Annotated in this window: 15 protein-coding genes; 3 read left to right on the top strand and 12 right to left on the bottom strand. The window is 66.6% G+C overall.

Annotation, left to right across the window (positions count from 1 at the left end; all coding sequences use genetic code 11):
- Positions 1-5: 5 nt before the first annotated feature.
- The 12 genes from flgL to SB764_RS31930 all read right to left on the bottom strand — a co-directional run bounded on the left by flgL (position 6) and on the right by SB764_RS31930 (position 12,592).
- On the bottom strand, positions 6-1,247 hold the full coding sequence (gene flgL / locus SB764_RS31985; protein WP_065065625.1) for a flagellar hook-associated protein FlgL: 1,242 nt from the start codon (positions 1,245-1,247) through the stop codon (positions 6-8).
- A gap of 11 nt (positions 1,248-1,258) precedes the next feature.
- Complete coding sequence (flgK, locus tag SB764_RS31980; protein ID WP_074982798.1) at positions 1,259-3,256, bottom strand: flagellar hook-associated protein FlgK; 1,998 nt, start codon at positions 3,254-3,256, stop codon at positions 1,259-1,261.
- A 423-nt stretch (positions 3,257-3,679) separates the two neighbouring features.
- The gene (locus SB764_RS31975) at positions 3,680-4,435 is read right to left on the bottom strand and encodes a flagellar brake protein (protein ID WP_065065622.1); all 756 of its coding nucleotides are present in this window, start codon (positions 4,433-4,435) and stop codon (positions 3,680-3,682) included.
- A gap of 422 nt (positions 4,436-4,857) precedes the next feature.
- Complete coding sequence (gene flgJ, locus SB764_RS31970) at positions 4,858-5,874, bottom strand: flagellar assembly peptidoglycan hydrolase FlgJ (protein WP_065065621.1); 1,017 nt, start codon at positions 5,872-5,874, stop codon at positions 4,858-4,860.
- A gap of 11 nt (positions 5,875-5,885) precedes the next feature.
- Positions 5,886-7,085, bottom strand: a complete 1,200-nt coding sequence (locus SB764_RS31965; RefSeq protein WP_065065620.1) for a flagellar basal body P-ring protein FlgI — start codon at positions 7,083-7,085, stop codon at positions 5,886-5,888.
- Entirely contained in the window at positions 7,079-7,792 is a 714-nt protein-coding gene (gene flgH / locus SB764_RS31960; RefSeq protein WP_080180613.1) for a flagellar basal body L-ring protein FlgH, read from the bottom strand. The genes SB764_RS31965 and flgH overlap by 7 nt, the downstream gene beginning before the upstream one ends.
- Positions 7,793-7,857: 65 nt before the next feature.
- Complete coding sequence (flgG, locus tag SB764_RS31955) at positions 7,858-8,646, bottom strand: flagellar basal-body rod protein FlgG (protein ID WP_065065619.1); 789 nt, start codon at positions 8,644-8,646, stop codon at positions 7,858-7,860.
- 54 nt (positions 8,647-8,700) lie between these two features.
- Positions 8,701-9,459 carry a flagellar basal-body rod protein FlgF gene (flgF, locus tag SB764_RS31950; protein ID WP_065065618.1) on the bottom strand — a complete coding sequence of 253 codons (759 nt, stop codon included), beginning with the start codon at positions 9,457-9,459 and terminating at the stop codon, positions 8,701-8,703.
- A gap of 32 nt (positions 9,460-9,491) precedes the next feature.
- On the bottom strand, positions 9,492-10,727 hold the full coding sequence (gene flgE, locus SB764_RS31945; protein ID WP_065065617.1) for a flagellar hook protein FlgE: 1,236 nt from the start codon (positions 10,725-10,727) through the stop codon (positions 9,492-9,494).
- A 23-nt stretch (positions 10,728-10,750) separates the two neighbouring features.
- Positions 10,751-11,407, bottom strand: a complete 657-nt coding sequence (locus SB764_RS31940; RefSeq protein WP_080180625.1) for a flagellar hook assembly protein FlgD — start codon at positions 11,405-11,407, stop codon at positions 10,751-10,753.
- 196 nt (positions 11,408-11,603) lie between these two features.
- Positions 11,604-12,029, bottom strand: a complete 426-nt coding sequence (gene flgC / locus SB764_RS31935) for a flagellar basal body rod protein FlgC (RefSeq protein WP_065065615.1) — start codon at positions 12,027-12,029, stop codon at positions 11,604-11,606.
- Between the two features lie 59 nt (positions 12,030-12,088).
- Positions 12,089-12,592 carry a flagellar basal body protein gene (locus tag SB764_RS31930; protein ID WP_065065614.1) on the bottom strand — a complete coding sequence of 168 codons (504 nt, stop codon included), beginning with the start codon at positions 12,590-12,592 and terminating at the stop codon, positions 12,089-12,091.
- 227 nt (positions 12,593-12,819) lie between these two features.
- On the opposite strand from SB764_RS31930, the gene flgA reads away from it, so the two are divergent.
- From flgA to SB764_RS31915, 3 genes are all read left to right on the top strand, one after another.
- Positions 12,820-14,121 carry a flagellar basal body P-ring formation chaperone FlgA gene (gene flgA, locus SB764_RS31925; RefSeq protein WP_410865932.1) on the top strand — a complete coding sequence of 434 codons (1,302 nt, stop codon included), beginning with the start codon at positions 12,820-12,822 and terminating at the stop codon, positions 14,119-14,121.
- A gap of 148 nt (positions 14,122-14,269) precedes the next feature.
- Positions 14,270-14,629 carry a flagellar biosynthesis anti-sigma factor FlgM gene (flgM, locus tag SB764_RS31920; RefSeq protein ID WP_065065612.1) on the top strand — a complete coding sequence of 120 codons (360 nt, stop codon included), beginning with the start codon at positions 14,270-14,272 and terminating at the stop codon, positions 14,627-14,629.
- A gap of 42 nt (positions 14,630-14,671) precedes the next feature.
- Positions 14,672-15,118, top strand: a complete 447-nt coding sequence (locus SB764_RS31915; RefSeq protein ID WP_065065611.1) for a flagella synthesis protein FlgN — start codon at positions 14,672-14,674, stop codon at positions 15,116-15,118.
- Positions 15,119-15,177 lie beyond the last annotated feature (59 nt).

Here is a 15,177-nt window from a genome sequence, read left to right as displayed (position 1 = left end):
AGGTGTTACGGGTTGATGTACTGGAACAGCGAGAGATTCTGCGTGGCCGCGAAGCTCTTCTGCGAAGCCGACAGCGCGTTCGAGATCTGCTCGTACTGCGAGATCGCCGCGGTCATGTCGGTGCTCGTCAGGTCGCTGAGGTTCGACGTCGTTTGCAGCGAGTTCGTCGACGTGACGGCCTGCAGCGCCTTCACTTCCTGCTCGCGGCCGCCGACCGATGCCTGCGTCGTGATGACGTTCGACAGCGAGTTGCCGACCGAGGTCAGCGCGGTCGTCAGCGCATTCGTGAGCGTGGCCTTCGCGGCGAGGTCGCCCGTGACCGGCGTTTGCAGCGCGGCGATGGCGGCGTCGATGCTCGCGAACATGTCGCTGTTCTGCGAGTCCGTGGCGGGCGTGATCGAGAAGTTGTCGCCGCTCGCGGGCGTGCCCGTGATCGTCACGTTCATGCCGGTGCCGAGGCTGATCGCCTGGCCGTCCGTGTAAGCCTGATTCGACGACAGCGTCGTGGCGGGCGACGTCGAATTGTCGAGCACCGAATAGGTGAGCGAGCCGCTCGCGTCGCTGAACTCGATCGACAGATCGTGGTTGTTGGTCGCCTGCGTGGTGTCCGTCACCGTCACGCCGCCGATCACGCCCGTGCCGGTGTTCGCCGGGTTGCCGCGCGGCACGGCCGACGATCCGACCGCCGACACGCTCTGGAACACCGACGAGCCTGTGTCGCTGATCGCGATCGTGCGCGAACCGGCCACCTGGATCGTGCGCTGGCCGCTGTCGCCGTTGTAGACCACGCCGCCGCCGCTCTTGTTCGCGAACACGGCCGTGGTGCTCTGGAAGCCCGAGAACAGGTAGTTGCCCTGACCGTCCGTGGTGTTGGCGAGCGTGAGCAACTGGTTGCGTTCGCCTTGCAGCTGCTGCGCGAGCGCCTGGCGGTCGGAGTCGTTGAGACCGCCGTTCACCGCCGACTGCAGTTGCTGGTTGATGCTTTGCAGCGTGGTCGTCACGCTCGACAGCGTGGAGTCTTCGAGCTGCAGCGACGAGAGCGCGGCGGTCTGGTTCGACGCGTACTGCGTGAGCGTCGCGCCGGTCGCCGAGAGCTGCACGGCCTGCGCCGCGCCGAGCGGATTGTCGGCCGGGTTCGCAATGGCGACGCCGGTCGAAATCTGCTGCTGCACGTTGAGCAACTGGGACTGCTGGTTCTCCATCGTCGCCACGCTGGAGCTGTAGATCTGGGAAGTCGCGATACGCATGGTTCAGCGCCTCACTGGAAAATGCCGATCAGGGTCTGGAACAGCGACGCCGCCGTCTGGATCACCTTGCTGTTGGCCTGATAGAGCTGCTGGTACTGCAGCAGGTTCGCCGCTTCTTCGTCGAGGTTCACGCCCTGCACCGACTGCTGCTGCGAGGTGAGCTGCGTGACGAGCGAGGTCTGCGAGGTGCTCGACGCCTTCAACTGGCTCGCCGTATTGCCGATCGAGTTCACGTAGTTCGAGTACGCGTTGGTGAGCGTCTGCGAATTGCTGAACGCCGTGCCCGAGGTCAGGTTCGCCATCGCCAGCGCGTTGCGGCCGTCCTGCGCCGCGCCGGAATTCTGCGCGATGGTGAAGGTGTCGCCGTTCGCGGGTGCGCCGGTGAGCGTGAAGCTCACATTGTTCATGTCGCCCGTCGTCGCCGACGAGATCGCGATGGTCGCGCCCGTGGTCGAGTCGTACGGAATCGTGGTCGTGCCGGTCGCGTCGATCGTGTAGGTCGTCGGCGTGCTGGAGCCCGGCACCGTCACGGTGACCGTCGAGTTCGGCGAGAAGCCCGAGAGCGTGCCCAGCGTCGAATCGTAGGTGAGCGTGGTCGGCGTCGAGGCGATCGTGTAGCCCGAGGTCACCGCGCCCTGCGTCACCACGGCCGTGCCGGTGTTGGTGGTCGGCGCCGACACCAGCACGGGCGAAGCCGCTGCGATCGCCGAGGGATCGCTCGTCGCCACCGAGAAGGTGTCGAGCGCGCCCGCCGTCGGCTGGATCGAGAACGAATCGCCGTCGGCCATCGTGCCCGTGGTTGTGACCGACAGGCCGCCGCCCGTGAGCGGGCTCGTCGTGCTCGGCTGCGTGGTCGACGAACCGACGACCGTGTTGGTCGTGGTGTCGGTCAGCGTCCAGGTGCCGCTCGAATACGAGACCGCGAAGTTGTCGGTCGGCGGGCTCACGGCGTTCGTGAGCGAGGCCGCCACCGTGGCGTTGCCCGTGTTGTTCAGATTGCCCGTGACGACCGGCGCGCCGACCGTGAACAGGTCGCCGCCCGCCGTGCCGCCTTGCGTGAGGCCCAGCGCGTTCTGCGCGTTGACCTGCGCGGCGAAGCTGGTCGCGATCGCGCCAAGCTGCGCTTCGGCCGGATCGAGCGTGCCCTGCACGAACGACACAAGGCCGCCCACCGTGCCGCCTTGCAGCGCCGCGCTGGTGAGCGGCTGCGCGGCGGTGGTCGAGCCCGGCAGACCTTGCCAGGCCACCGTCATTTCGGTCGGATTGGTGCTCGACGGCTGCGTCGTCAGGTTGTAGTTCTGGCCGCTGACCACGAGCGGCTGGCCGTTGCCGAGGAACAGGCTGTAGCCGCTGCTGTTCTGTACGACCTGCACGCCCACGAGCTGCGACAGATTCGACACCGCGAGGTCGCGCTGGTCGAGGAGCTGGTTCGGCTGCTGGCCCGACGCGCTCGCCGTGGCGATCTGCGTGTTGAGCTGCGCGATCTGCTGCGTGTAGGTGTTGATCTGCGAAACGGCGTTCGAAAGCTGCGTGTTCACGCTCTGGCGCAGCGAGTCGTACTGCTGGCCGGCCGCGTTGATCTGGTCGGCGAGCGACTGCGCGTCGGACAGCGCGGTCTGGCGCGTCGCCGTGCTGGCCGGCGAATTCGACACGTCCTGCAGACCCGAGAAGAAACCCGTGATCGACGATGCGATGCCCGACGTCGGGCTGCCCACGAGGTTCGAGAGCTGGGTCGCGAGCGTGTACGACGCCGTCAGCGCGCTGTTGGTCGACTGCGCGTTGTTCAGCGACGTCGTGATGTACTGGCTATAGGCGCGCTGCACCGTGGCCGTATTGACGCCGGCGCCGATGTAGCCGCTGCCCGAATTTTGCCCGTTCGCCTCGGTAAACACCGCGTTTTCCACGTTGTAACCCGCGGTAGACGAATTGCTGATGTTCTCGCCAGCAGTGGCGATACCGATCTGGGCCGCCTGCAAGCCGCTCAGGCCGATCGAGAAAATGTTGGACATGCATGATCCTCGTGAACGGCCGTCGAGACGTTGATCGCTCGGGCCGCGTGGGTGAACCCCTTTTATAACGGCAGCGCGAGGCGAAAATTAAGCGTAAGGATCGGGAATTTCGTGCAGAAAACGTTTGCCCGGAATAGCGGCGAAACGCGCGCGGGCAGGACGATGCGCGAGGCATGCGCAGCGGCGATCGCGGCATGCGGCAACGTGATGCAAGAAGCGGTAACGCGCAACAACGTCCGGCAGTCCGAAACGACTGGCGCGAAGCGGCTTGCCGTGGCTCGCCACGTCTTGCACTGGCGCTTTTCAGGCGCGCTTTCAGGCCTGTTCGCGGCCCGTTTTAACGGTGTATTCCGATACGGCTGCCGCAACGCTGCGGCGAGACGGACACGGCGCGCGCGAAAGCTCCGGCGCGCCGTGGACGCATCAGGCGCGCTGGAACGCGCGCCGCTTCATTTCGAGCTGCGTGATATAGCGCTGCAGGCTGTTTTCCGACGCACCGGGCAGCGCGTCGAAGCGGAAGCCCAGGTGATAGCGGCGGTCGCCGTTCGGCAGATCGATGAAGCGCAGCACGGCCAGCGCCAGATCGACGCGCAGCGTGCCGTGCGAGCGCAGATCGAGCTCCACGTCGCGGATCGTCAAGCCCATTTCGAATTCGGCCGCGCGCGGATCGGTCGTGCGCAGACCGATGCCGCCGAGCGACAGATCGTGCACTTCGAACTGGAAACGCAGGCCGTCCGCGGGCAGCGCGCCGCGGCACAGGCACGGCTCGAGCACCGGCGTATCGACGCGGAAATACTCGCGCCGCTGCACGTAGAACAGCACGTCGGGGAAACCGGCGACGAACGCCGGCCGCCCTTCGAACGTGGTCTCGCGCGGTGCGCCCGTGGAAAACTCCACGCGCACGCCGTCGGGCGAAGCGTGGAACTGACATTCCTGCGCCGCCAGCACTTCGGCGTTCTGCTCGGGCAACGCGCCCCAGTCGAACGTGAAGGTACGCTCGCGCGTGTCGACGTCGAGAATGCGCGTGACCAGTTGGCCGCCGCGATATTGCAAGGTGAGGAAATCGCCCCGGTTGGCGAGGTTGCGCAACTGCACCCCGACTTCCAGCGGATTGCGCCGGCCAAAGTCGGTGACTTCGCCCTCGGAGGCTTCCTGTTGATTCGACTGAACGGTATTCATCGGCCTGCCGGAATTTCGTGGAGATGCCGGCGCGCGTCGGGGAGCCCGTCGTGCGCCGTCCGGGCGGTTCTGCCGCCCCTGAATCTTTTCGATCTCGCCTGCATTAGCGGCAGACGAACGAGGAAATTTAGGGGGCGCCCACAAAAAAACTGTGTTGCGGCGCACAGTTCGGCGCAATTGGCGCGCGGATCGTCGCTCAACGTGCGCGCATTGTGCGGTTATCGTCGGCGAGGGAACGTTTGCATGACGCTAACGCGCGTTATGCGATCGCAGCCGGACGAATGTGCGAAAAAACCGTGAAATCCGATGAAAACGGCCGCGAGAAGTGCACGGGAAACGCACGGGAAACGCGGCCGGTCAAGACAGTGCGGGCCGGTGACGCCGCCCGCGCGCGTGAAAATCGGCAGACCGTTTGCCGCCGATCAGACCATCTGCTGCATGATCGACAGCAGCTTCTTCGCGTAGTGCGGATCGGTCGCATAACCGGCGCGCTGCATGCCGTGCGCGAAGCTCTCGGCGCTGTGCGAGCCGTTGATCACCGAGGCGTAGCGCGGATTGTTCTTGAGCATGCTAGCGTAGTCGGTCATCGCCTCTTCGTACGAGTCGTAGGCGCGGAACTTCTCCGCCACGCGCTGCGGCTTGCCGTGCACGTATTCGGTCGTCATGGTCGTGACGGTCTTGCCGGTCCAGTCCTTGGTCGCCTTGATGCCGAACACGTTGTGACTCGTGCTGCCGTCCGCCTTCATGATCTCGCGCTTGCCCCAGCCCGACTCCAGCGCCGCCTGGCCGACGATGAAGCGCGCCGGAATGCCGGTCGTCGCGCTCGCCTGCTGCGCGCCGGTGGCGAGCTTGTTGACGAAGGCGTCGACCTTGTCGTCGCCGTTGCCGCGCACGGCTGGCGTGAGCGCGCTGTTCGCGTCCCAGCCCTGGCCCTTGCCGAGCGCGCCGTTGGCGGCCGCGTTGCCGTAGGCGCGGCCGAGCGCGTTGAGCATCGCGAGGTTGCCTTCGCTGCCGCTGCCGCCCGAACCCGAAAGGCCCTGCATCGCGCTGGCGATGCCGCCCGCGCCGCTCGAACCGCTCGCGCCATCCATGCCGCCCTGGCCGCCCATGCTGCGCATGAGCTGCTTGATCATCGCGTTCGCGACGCCGACGCCCTTGTTCGACATCTGCTGCGCGAGCTGCTGATCCATCATCGAGGTGAACTGCGCGCCGTCCTTCGAGTCGAGCGGACCGTCGTCGGGCGTCGCATCGCGCATGCTCTTGAGCATCATCTGCGTGAAGACGGCGTCGAACTGCTTCGCGGCGGCCTTCACGCCCTGCTGCGGCGAGGCGTTGGCGGCGGCGCGCATGGCGTCGAAGCCCTGCACGTCCAGCGCGAAGCGATTGGTCAGGTCGAGGCCGCTGTTACCGCTGCTGCCGCCGATATTCGAGTTATCCATTCTTCACGTCCTTAGATAATTTCGAGGTCGGCACGCAAAGCGCCCGCCGCCTTCATCGCCTGGAGGATCGACATCAGATCCGCCGGCGTTGCGCCAAGCGCGTTGAGCGCCTTCACGACTTCCGCGAGATTCGCGCCCGCCGTGACCAGTTTGAGCGAGCCATTATCCTGCTTGAGCTGGATCTGCGACTGCCGCGCCGCTACGGTCTGCCCGTTCGAGAGCGCACCCGGCTGGCTCACGGCCGTCTGCGTGTTGACGACCACCGAGAGATTGCCGTGCGCGACCGCGCAGCTTTCGAGCGTGACCATCTGGTTCATCACGATCGAGCCGGTCCGCGCGTTGAGAATCACCTTCGCCGCCGGTTGCGCGGGGCGCACATCGAGATTCTGGATCTGCGCGATGAAACCCACCTGCGAGGCCGGATCGCTCGGGCCGCGCACCTGGATCGTGCGGCCGTCGACGGCCGCCGCCGTGCCGTCGCCGAACAGGTTGTTGACGGCCGCCACGATGCGCTGCGTCGTGTCGTAGTCCATGTCGTTGACTTCCATCTGCAGGATGCCGCCCTGCTGCGCGACCGGCGAGGGCACGGCGCGCTCGACCGTCGCGCCCGCCGAGATGCGGCCGGCCGCGAGCTGGTTCACCTGCACGCGGCTGCCGTTGGCCGACGCGCCCGCGCCGCCCACCGCCACGTTGCCCTGCGCGAGCGCGTAGACCTGGCCGTCCGCGCCCTTGAGCGGCGTGAGCAGCAGCGTGCCGCCGCGAATGCTCTTGGCGTTCGCGAGCGACGACACCGTCACGTCGATCTGCTCGCCGGGACGCGCGAACGGCGGCAGCGTCGCCGTGACGATCACCGCCGCGACGTTCTTGAGCTGCATGTTGTTCAGCGTCTGCGAGGAGCCCGACGAACTCGACGTGTTGTTGATCGAGATGCCGAGGTTCGCGAGCATGTTCGCGAGCGTCTGCGTCGTGAACGGCGCCTGCGTCGTCTGGTCGCCCGTGCCGTCGAGACCCACCACGAGGCCATAGCCGATCAGCGGGTTGTCGCGCACGCCGGCGAAGGTCACGAGGTCCTTCACGCGTTCGGCGCGCGCGGGCGTGGCGTACGCGAGCAGCGCACCGCACGCGAACACGAAACCGGCCGCGACGCCGAAGGCGGCGAGCAGGTCTTTCACGCGCGAGCGGCGCGTGCGCTGGAAACGGATCTTCACCATGGTGCGAGATTCAGGAAAAAGCGTTGCAGCCAGCCCATCGTCTCGGCTTCGTCGATCACGCCCTTCGCGGAGTATTCGATCTTCGCGTCGGCGACGTCGGTCGAGAGCACGGAGTTGTCTCCGGCAACAGTGTTCGGATTCACGACGCCCGAGAAGCGCACGTACTCGTTGCCCTGGTTGATGAGCATCTGCTTTTCGCCCGACACCACCAGGTTGCCGTTTGGCAGCACGTTCGTCACCGTCACGGTGATCACGCCCGTGAACGTGTTGGACGCGTTCGCGCCGCCCGTCGCGTCGAACTGGTTCGCGCCCGTGGCCGAGAGGTTCGCGCGCGAGAAGAAGCCCGGCGCGAAGCCCGCGGTCGGCACGTTGAAGGCCGTGCTGCCGCCGCGCTTGGTGTTGGCGCCCGAGGACTTCGTCGCGTTGATGTTTTCGGAAATGACGATGGTGAGGATGTCGCCGGTGTTGCGCGGACGCTGATCCTCGAACAACGGACGGCCCACGTAGCCCGGGTTGTAGATCGAGCCCGGCGAGCTGTTGACGGGCGGCGCCGGCGGCAATGCCGTCATCGGCTGCTGCACGATCGGCTGCCGGTTGGGGATATAGGCGCAGCCCGCCAGCGCAGCGAGCGCGGCCGCCGCCACGGCGACACGCATCGCCTGACGCCGCGCGCAGGCGCGAGAGTTGAATTGAACGGACTGGCCCATGCTCCTCACCACTTCGATTCCGAATTACTGTTGCTACCGGTTTCCTGAACGCTGTGCCGCGGTCATCAGACCTGCATCTGGCTCAGCGTCTGCAGCATCTGGTCGGACGTCGTGACCGCCTTGCTGTTGATTTCGTATGCGCGCTGCGTCTCGATCATGTTCACGAGTTCCTGCACCACGTTCACGTTCGACGATTCCACGTAGCCCTGATTGAGCGAGCCCGAGCCGTTCAGGCCCGGCGTGGTGACCGTGGGCGCGCCCGACGAAGCCGTTTCCGACGCGAGATTCTGGCCGTTCGACTGCAGGCCGGTCGGGTTGATGAACATGGCGAGTTGCAGCGAGCCGATGGTCGTCGCGTTCGCCGAGCCCGGCGTCGTGATCGTCACCACGCCGTCGCTGCCGATGGTCAGCGAGGTGGCGTTGGCCGGCACCGTGATCGCCGGGATCACCTGGTAGCCGCTCGACGTCACGAGCTGGCCCTGCGAGTTGGTCTGGAACGAACCGTCGCGCGTGTACTGCGTCGTGCCGTCGGGCATCTGCACCTGGAAGAAGCCCGCGCCGTTGATCGCCACGTCCTTCGAATTGCCGGTCTGCTGCAGGTTGCCCTGCGTGTAGAGGCGCTCGGTCGCGACCTGCTGCACGCCGGTGCCGACCTGGCTGCCCGAGGGCAGTTCGGTGGTCTGCGTGGAGTTCGCGCCCGGTTGACGCAGCGTCTGGTACATGAGGTCCTCGAACACCGCGCGCGAGCCCTTGAAGCCATTGGTGCTCACGTTCGCGAGGTTATTCGAGATCACGTCCATCTGCGCCTGCTGGGCGTTCATGCCGGTGGCGGCGATGTAGAGCGATCGGTTCACGGTGTATTTCTCCCGGCGCGGCGTCTGCGGTAGAGCCTGCGGCCTTTAAATGTCTTAGCTGAAGTTGAGCAGCTGGTTCGCCGACTGCTCGTTCTGGTCGGCGTTCTGCAAGAGCTTCGTCTGCATCTGGAACTGCCGGGCGTTGGTGATCATCGAGACCATCGCGGCCACCGGATTGACGTTGCTGCCTTCGAGCGATTCCGTCGCGACCTGGACCGACTGGTCCGCGTCGGCCGGATTGCCGTCGCCGGTGTGAAACAGGCCGTCGTCGCCGCGCGTGAGCGCGCCGGCGGGCGGGTTCACGAACTTGATCTGGTCGATCATGGCGATGGCGCTCGCCGGGCTGCCCGGGGCGATTGCCGATACCGTGCCGTCCGAGCCGATCGTGACCGCCGAACCGGGCGGCACCGCGATCGGGCCGCCGCCGCCGATCACCTGCAGGTTGTTGGCCGTGACGAGCTGGCCGTTTTCGTCGACGTGCAGGTTGCCGGCTCGCGTGTACGCCTCATTGCCGTCGGCGGTCTGCACGGCGATGAAGCCGTTGCCCTGCACCGCGATATCGAGCGGATTGCCGGTGCGCGAGATTGCACCGGGCGTCATGTCGGAGCCAGGCGTCGCCGAGAGCACGAAGGTGCGCGTGGTCGAGTCGTTGACGGTCGAGCCGTCGCCGAACGACATCGGCACGGAGCGGAAATTCGCGAGCTGCGCGCGAAAGCCCGTGGTCGAGACGTTCGCCAGGTTGTTCGCGACGACGGCTTGCTGCTCGAGCGCCTGGCTCGCGCCCGTCATCGCGGTATAGATCAGTCGGTCCATGATGTGCCCGGTGCGTTAATGGCGTGGCGCGCTTACATCTGCAGCAGCGTCTGGTCGACGGTCTGCTGCGTCTTGATGGTCTGTGCGTTCGCCTGATAGTTGCGCTGCGCCGTGATCAGGTCGACGAGCTGGTTCGTCAGGTCGACGTTCGACGACTCCACCGCGCCGCCCGTGAGCGTGCCGTGGTTCGTGCTGCCCGGCACGGAAACCTGCGCGACGCCCGACGCCGAGGTCGCGGCGAACTGGTTGCCGCCGAGGTTCTGCAGGCCGTTCGGGTTGTTGAAGTTGGCGAGCACGATCTGGCCGAGCGTCATCGTCTGGCCGTTCGAGTAGTTGCCCGTGATGGTGCCGTCGGCGCCGATCGAGAAGTTCGACAGCGTGCCGCTCGGGTAACCGTCCTGGTCCAGGTTGTTCACGCCGTTGGCGCTGCCGTACTGCGTCGAGCCGGTGACGTCGAGCGTGATCTTCTGGTTGGTCGCCGAGCCGTCGGTCGGGTTGATCGTGAGCGAGAGCTGGCCCAGCGTGGTCGCGACGCCCGCGGCGTCGGTCGTGCCCGTCAGGTTGCCCGACGAGTCGTAGGTCATCGTGCCGATTTCCGTGGCGTTGCCCGTGGTGCCCGCGTAGACGTCCCACTGGCCGCTCGTCGCGTCCTTCACGAAGTACATGTTGACCTGCTGCTTGCCGCCGAGCGAGTCGTACGCCGTGACCGAGGTCGAGTAGTTGTACGTGTTCGAGTCGGTTTCCGAGAACGGCGTCGCGGTCGGCGTGGTCGATTGCGCGTTCAGGTTGACCTGCGCCGTGATGTTGCTGGTCGTGACCGGCGCGATGTTGGTCGTCGGCACCTGGATCGGCACCGTTTGCGCGGTGTTCACGACGCCGGTGCTGTCGGCGGCGTAGCCCATCAGGTCGTTGCCGGCCGCGTCGGTGATGTAGCCGCTCTTGTTGAGCTGGAACACGCCGTTACGCGAGTACGTGACGGTGCCGTTGTTCGACATCTGGAAGAAGCCGTTGCCGTTGATGGCGACGTCGAGCGCCTGGCCGGTCGTCGTGATCGTGCCCTGCGAGAAGTTCTGCTGCACTTCGGAGAGCGCCGCGCCCAGACCGATCTGCGTGTTGACCGAGGTCGCGATGGTGTTCGCGTAGACGTCCGCGAACTGCGCCGTGCTCTGCTTGAAGCCGACGGTATTGGCGTTGGCGATGTTGTTGCCGATCACGTCGAGATCGTTCGACGAAGCGGCGAGGCCGCTCAAACCTTGCTGGTAGCCCATGAGTTTCTACTCCGCGATGTCGTTTAGAGAATGCCGGCCACGCTCGAGAGCGCGACCGTCTTGCCATTGGCGAGCGACAGGCTCGCGGTGCCATCCGTCTGCTGGATGACGGCCTGCACCTTGCTCGCGACGAGCGCGGTGGCGGTGGCCGCCTGACCGTTGATGGTGGCGCTGGCGCTGACCGTGTAATCGCCGTCCGCGACCGTGGCGCCCGAGGCGTCCGTGCCGTTCCAGGTGATCGGCACGGTGCCGGCCGACTGCGCGCCGAGGTCGAGCGTGTTGACGACCTTGCCCGCGGAGTTGGTGATCGTGAGCTTGACGTCGGACGCCGCCGACGTGAGCTGCACGCCGAGCTGCGGCGCCGAGCCGCTCGACACCGTCGCGGTCGTGCCCGAGGCCAGCACCGTCGAGCCGATCAGCAGCGCGGCCTGGGCGTTCTGGCCCGCCGACAGCTGCGTCGACAGCGACGTCAGCGAGGTGTTCAGGTTCGCGATGCCCGAGACGGTGTTGATCTGGGCGAGCTGCGAAGTCATCTGCGAGCTGTCCATCGGATCGGTCGGATCCTGGTTCTTGAGCTGCGCGACGAGCAGTTGCAGGAAAGTGTTTTGCAGATCGCTGCCGCTGGTGCCGCTCGTGCCGCTCGACGAGGACGTCGACGAACTCGACGACGTGCCGTTCATGGTGTCGAGCAGGCTTTGCGACACGGTGGCGGAGCTGCCGCCGATGGTGGTGCTGCTGGAAGTCAACGCGTTCTCCTCGGATACGCCCGGCTAAACTGGGTAGCGTGTGGTGTGTGGTGTAGTCTCGCGCCGCTTTCGCCGCGGCGTCGGACGCCTGTTTCAGGGGTCTTCCTGCGTGCCTTTGCTGTGCGCTTCGTTACGTACCGATCGTGAGCGTCTTGAGCATCAGCGTCTTCGCGGTGTTCAGCGTCTCGATGTTCGCCTGATACGAGCGCGACGCCGAGATCATGTTCACCATCTCCTGAACCGGGTCCACGTTCGGCATGGTCACGTAGCCGTCCGCGTTGGCGGAGGGGTTGTCCGGGTCGTAGGTCTGCTTCATCGGCGTCGGGTCGTCGATCACGCCCGTCACCTTCACGCCGCCCACCTGCTGACCGGACGCGCTGCGCGCGCCGCCGAGCGGATCGACCGCGAACACAACCTGCTTGGCCTTGTAGGGCTGGCCGTCCGGGCCGGTCGTGCTGTCCGCGTTGGCGAGGTTGGACGCCGTCACGTTCAGGCGCTGCGATTCCGCCGACATGGCGGACCCGGCAACGCTGAAGATATTCATCAGGGATGGCATGGTTTCGGTGACCTCACAAAATGCTGCGGTGTGTTCTTGCGTAGCGTGCGGCGGTCGGCTTACGAGCCAGACTGGATCGCCGAGAGCATCGTCTTGATCTGGCTCGAGAGCACGGTCATGCCCGACTCGAAGTGCAGCGCGTTGTCCGCGAACTGCACGCGTTCGGTGTCGAGGTCGACCGTGTTGCCGTCGAGCGCGGGCTGCGTCGGGTTGCGGTACATCACCGGGCTCGAATACGCCTCGGTCGGGCCGCCCGTCGCGACGAGCTTCGCGTTGCCGGGCATGTGACCGGCTTCCGTCGAGGCCATCGACATGCCGCTCGTCACGCCCGCGGGCTGCGCCATCACGAGCGGCTGGAAGTTGCCTGCCGCGCCGCCGGCCGACGAACCCGCTCCAGCGTGGCGCAGCGCGCCGGCGAGCGAGGACGAGAAGTCGACGTCGCGCGCCTGGTAGCCAGGCGTGTCGGCGTTCGCGATGTTCGACGAGATCAGCGCCTGGCGCGTCGCGCGCACATCGAGCGCTTCGCGTCCAAAGGCGAATTCGGCATCGAGTTTGTCCAGCATCGGGCGTTCTCCGTTACACGAAATGAAAGGCTGCGTTGGCGCATGCAGTGCGCATCCAACCGGTGGATCGGCCGCGCAGGCCTTTTCGCATGGAGAGGAATAGTAGGCGGGCGACGCAAGAACCAATCGGACGAATAGCCGGTAAAGCCCCCCTCTATTCGACGTTAGCGAGCGGGGGCCGACGCCTAGAATGCGATGCGTGTCAATGCAATAGAGGGAGAACGACGATGCCGCAGACTGCCAACCCGAACGCGCGACGCGCGACGGCGCACCGGCTCGCGGCCGTCACGGCGGCATGGTTCGGCGTGCTGGGCTTCGTTTCGGCGGCGCAGGCGCAAAGCGATGCGTCCGGCGCGTCCAGCCAGCAGATCTACATCGCGGGCCCCGGCGACCGCGCCGGTTCGGACGCCGCGAAGATGACCGCGATGCTCGCGCAGCCCGCGAAGGCCGCCGATCCCGCCGCCAACGCGAAGGCGTACGCCGATCGCGCGGCGCTGCTCACGCACACCAACGCAGAATCGCGCGCCGAAGCCGAGACGCAACAGCCCGGCATGATCACGATCCCCGGCGCGGGCGAGCGCGGCAACGCCGCCGCCCAGAACGACGCGCCCAGCATCGTGACGGTCGGCGCGCCCGGCGCCGCGAGCACGCCGCAACGCGCCATCGCACCCGTGACGGTGCAGGCCGCGCCGCGTGTCGCGCAGCCGAATGTGCCGGCGGTGGTCAATGCCGCCCGGATCAATGCCACGAATGCCGGCGCGAACGCGAACGGCGCGATCATGCGCGCGAGCTACGCGCCGCGCGCCGCCGTCAACGCGAATGTGAGCGTGAACGCCAATGCCGCCAACGCCGCGTCGATGAACGCCGCCGCGCAGGCGCAGGCCCAGGCCGCCGCGGTGCCGCCGGGTCAGGAAGACGGCGAACGGATCCGCGCCACCGCTCTCGCCTTCCTCCAGCAGCAGTCGGCGGGCTTGCCGGGCAAGGTCAGCATCACGGTCGCGCAGGTCTTCCCGCGCGGCCTCGCGGCCTGCGCCGCGCTCGAACCGTTCATGCCGCCGGGCGCGCGCATGTGGGGCCGCACGACCGTGGGCGTGCGCTGCGTGGGCGCGAAGCCGTGGACGCTCTACGTGATCGGCCGCATCGCGATCAACGTGACCTACTACGTGGCCGCGCGTCAGATCAACGCAGGCGAGGCGCTCTCCGCCGCCGACTACCTGCCGCGCGACGGCGACCTCGCGAGCCTGCCGCAGACCATCATCACCGATCCGCAACAGGCCAACGGCGCGGTCGCGCTCATGCGCATCACGCAAGGCCTGCCGCTGCGCTCCGACATGCTGCGCAGCGCTTCGTCGGTGGTCATCGGCCAGACGGTCAAGGTGGTCGCCGTGGGCCCGAATTTCACGATTTCCTCCGAGGGCAGCGTGCTCAACAATGCCGCGCCCGGACAGATGGTGCGCGTGCGCACGCCCAACGGGCAGATCATCAGCGGCGTCGTGAAGGACGCCTCGACGGTGGAGATCCAGATTTAGGGTCGAAATAACGGCCGGGACGGCGCAAAACGGGGCTGCGCGCCATGTGCGCCAGCACACGTAACAGCATGTAACGCCGGGACTTTTTCCGCTAAAGTTCGCGCCGCGCCCGCCGTTATCAAGGGCATACGGATCAGGAAGCCCCATCGTGAACATCGACACCTCCAATCGCAACGAAGCGCGCCCGCTGCAAGACAGCCTGGCGCGCACCGGCCAAGGCGATACCGCGAGCGCCATCGGCGCCGGCAGCACGGCGTCTCCCGCCGCGTCCGCCAGCACCGCGTCGACGGGCAGCACTCCCGGAGACGCCAACGTGAGCCTTTCCTCGCTGTCCTCGACGCTGCGTTCGGCGCCGTCGAGCGATAGCGCCGACATCGACATGGATCACGTCCAGTCGATCAAGGACGCTATCAAGAACGGCACGCTGCAGATCGACACCGGCAAGATCGCCGATGGGATCCTCGACACGGCGCGCGGTCTGATCAAGCAGCCGGCAACGGGCAACTGATCGCCTTCGCCGGCCCGCAATCCGCTTTGACTGGTGGTACCGATGAAAGACGACCTGCTCGCCACACTGATCGACGAACACGCCGCTGTTGAGGCTTTCGCGTCGCTGCTCGCCTTCGAAGAGAAGGCGCTCACCTCGGCCGACGGCATGGATTCGCTGCCGCAGATCGTCGAGCAGAAGTCGACGCTCACGCAGCGCCTGGCCGGGCTCGAAAAGGTGCGCGACGCGCAGCTGGCCGGTCTCGGTCTGCCGGGCGGCCGCAAGGGCATCGAACTGGCCTGCGACGGCGACACGCGTCTCACGGGTCAATGGGCGCTGCTCAAGGGTTCGACCGAGCGCGCGCGACGCCAGAATCTCACCATCGGCATGATGATCCGCACGCGCATGGAACATAACCGCCGTGCGCTGGCGATCCTGCGCGGCGAGACCAATACCGGCGCGACGATGCTGTACGGTCCCGACGGCCGTTTGCCCGCGTTCGGGTTGTAAAACGGGTTGTGAAGCGGGCTGTGAGCCGGGATTAAAGCGCGCCGCACAACGCCGCGCAG

The organism is Paraburkholderia sp. SIMBA_027, from assembly GCF_046535315.1.
Lineage (GTDB): Bacteria > Pseudomonadota > Gammaproteobacteria > Burkholderiales > Burkholderiaceae > Paraburkholderia > Paraburkholderia tropica.
This window is presented reverse-complemented; position numbering and strand designations above follow the sequence as displayed.

Excerpts from the sequence above, each read along its gene's own strand:
- SB764_RS31930 (WP_065065614.1), bottom strand. The coding sequence starts at position 12,592 with ATGCTGGACAAACTCGATGCCGAATTCGCCTTTGGACGCGAAGCGCTC.
- flgF (WP_065065618.1), bottom strand. The coding sequence starts at position 9,459 with ATGGACCGACTGATCTATACCGCGATGACGGGCGCGAGCCAGGCGCTC.
- flgJ (WP_065065621.1), bottom strand. The coding sequence starts at position 5,874 with ATGGATAACTCGAATATCGGCGGCAGCAGCGGTAACAGCGGCCTCGAC.
- flgA (WP_410865932.1), top strand. The coding sequence starts at position 12,820 with ATGCCGCAGACTGCCAACCCGAACGCGCGACGCGCGACGGCGCACCGG.
- flgC (WP_065065615.1), bottom strand. The coding sequence starts at position 12,029 with ATGCCATCCCTGATGAATATCTTCAGCGTTGCCGGGTCCGCCATGTCG.
- flgE (WP_065065617.1), bottom strand. The coding sequence starts at position 10,727 with ATGGGCTACCAGCAAGGTTTGAGCGGCCTCGCCGCTTCGTCGAACGAT.
- flgK (WP_074982798.1), bottom strand. The coding sequence starts at position 3,256 with ATGTCCAACATTTTCTCGATCGGCCTGAGCGGCTTGCAGGCGGCCCAG.
- SB764_RS31975 (WP_065065622.1), bottom strand. The coding sequence starts at position 4,435 with ATGAATACCGTTCAGTCGAATCAACAGGAAGCCTCCGAGGGCGAAGTC.
- SB764_RS31915 (WP_065065611.1), top strand. The coding sequence starts at position 14,672 with ATGAAAGACGACCTGCTCGCCACACTGATCGACGAACACGCCGCTGTT.
- flgL (WP_065065625.1), bottom strand. The coding sequence starts at position 1,247 with ATGCGTATCGCGACTTCCCAGATCTACAGCTCCAGCGTGGCGACGATG.
- SB764_RS31965 (WP_065065620.1), bottom strand. The coding sequence starts at position 7,085 with ATGGTGAAGATCCGTTTCCAGCGCACGCGCCGCTCGCGCGTGAAAGAC.
- flgH (WP_080180613.1), bottom strand. The coding sequence starts at position 7,792 with ATGGGCCAGTCCGTTCAATTCAACTCTCGCGCCTGCGCGCGGCGTCAG.
- SB764_RS31940 (WP_080180625.1), bottom strand. The coding sequence starts at position 11,407 with ATGAACGGCACGTCGTCGAGTTCGTCGACGTCCTCGTCGAGCGGCACG.